Here is a 1,914-nt window from a genome sequence, read left to right as displayed (position 1 = left end):
CCGCTCACCACAGGGTTATGTGTCAGCCTTTAAGAGTTGTGTAGATACCCATGCTCATCGGGGGTAAGCCCTCTCCCACATAGGTCGCCTCAGTAGACATCCCTGCGGTAACGACCCTGTTCGATCAAGCGCTCCACCGCCTCGCTGCCCAGCACGTCGTGCAGCACCTGATCCACCCCCGCCGCCATTCCCTGCAAGCTCCCACACACATAAATCGCTGCGCCGTCCGCGAGCCATTTACGCAGTACATCGGCCGATTCACGCAGGCGGTCCTGCACGTAGATCTTCTCTTCCTGATCCCGCGAAAACGCAAGGTCCAGCAAGGCCAGGTCACCACTGGCCAGCCAGCCTTGCAGCTCGTCCTGGCACAGGTAGTCGTGGGCGATATTGCGTTCGCCGAATAACAGCCAGTTGCGCTGCTGGCCGTCGGCAATCCGCGCTTTGAGCAAGCTGCGCAGGCCGGCGAGGCCGGTGCCGTTGCCCAGCATGATCAGTGGCACGGGCGCGTCGGGCAGGTGGAAGCCACTGTTGCGACGCAGCCGCAGGCTGATGCCTGCGCCCAAGGCCGCGTGTTCGGTGAGCCAGCCCGAGCCAAGCCCCAGGCTGCCATCGAGGTGACGTTCCTGGCGCACGATCAATTCCAGCACTCCGTCGCTGGCAACCGAGGCGATGGAGTATTCGCGCATGCCCAGCGGCGCCAGTGCGTCCACCAATGCCTGGGCATGCATGCCCACCAGATGGGCGCGGTTTTCCGGCAGTTGGCGAGTCGCCAGGGCTTGGTTGAGCGGGGTGGCCAAACCGTCGATCAACACGCCATCGGTGCCGGTCAGGCCCAGGCCGCTCAGGAAGTGCTCGATGGCCCACGGGCAATTGCGCGGCAGCACTTCCACCAGGTCGCCGGCTTGCCAGGTTTGTGGCGAAGGCGGGGTGAGGCCGAGCAGGTAAACGTTCGAGCCCGTGCTGTTGTGGTTGAGCAGGCGGCGCTGGCTGAGCGTCCAGGTTTCGTACTGGGCGGTAGGCCATGCCGCGGCCGGTGCCTGACCGGTCAACTGCCCAAGCTGTTGTTGCCAATGCAGCAGCGCGGCCGTGTCGCCGCTGTCCACTTCCACCGGAGCAAACAGTGGGTTGCCGCCCTGGTTGGTCAGCCAGAAATGCAGGCGCCGGGCGAAGCCGCAGAAGTGTTCATATTGACGATCCCCCAGGGCCAGCACCGAGTAATTCAGGCCCTTGAGGGACAGGTCCTGGCCGAGCACTGTGCGTTCAAAACCACGGGCACTGTCGGGGGCTTCGCCGTCGCCGAAAGTGCTGACCACAAACAGCGCATTTTCTGACTGGAGCAAGTGGTCCTGGCTGACGGTACTCAAGGACTGCACCTTCACCGGCAGGCCGGCCGCCTGCAATTGCCCGGCGGTTTGCCAGGCCAGTTGCTCGGCAAAACCGCTCTGGCTGGCAAAGCCGATCAGCCAGGCCGGGGCATTGCTGTGGTTGGCGCCGAGGCTTTTACGGGCGTCGCGCACCTGGCGTTTTTTGCGGCGACGGTCCAGGTACAGCAACCAGCCAGTGATGAAGAACAGCGGCATCAGCAATGAGCTGACAGTGAGGATGATCCGTCCGGCGAGGCCGAAGTAACTGCCGGTGTGCAGTGCGTAGATGCTGGTCAGCAGCTGCGCCTTGAAGCTTTTGCCCGCGTATTGATCATGGGATTTGACCTCGCCGGTAGCCGGGTCCAGGTTGATCTGGTTCAGGGCGCGGTCATGGGGCGAGTCTTTCAACAGGTAGTAGACGGTCGCCGGTTGCCCGGCGACGGCCGGCATGCGGATGTTGTAGGCGCTCAAACCGGGTCCGGCGTTGCTGTAGATGCTGCTCCACATCGCGTCATAGTTGGCCACCGGGGCGGGGCCTGCCGGCGGCGGG

1 protein-coding gene is annotated in these 1,914 nt (G+C 63.8%); it reads right to left on the bottom strand.

All coding sequences use genetic code 11. The features are described from left to right. Positions 1–89 precede the first annotated feature (89 nt). On the bottom strand, positions 90–1,914 hold a 1,825-nt coding region (locus IQK56_RS29300), incomplete at its 5' end, for a flavodoxin domain-containing protein (RefSeq protein WP_193901930.1).

It is taken from the genome of Pseudomonas cyclaminis, assembly GCF_015163715.1.
GTDB lineage: Bacteria > Pseudomonadota > Gammaproteobacteria > Pseudomonadales > Pseudomonadaceae > Aquipseudomonas > Aquipseudomonas cyclaminis.
This window is presented reverse-complemented; position numbering and strand designations above follow the sequence as displayed.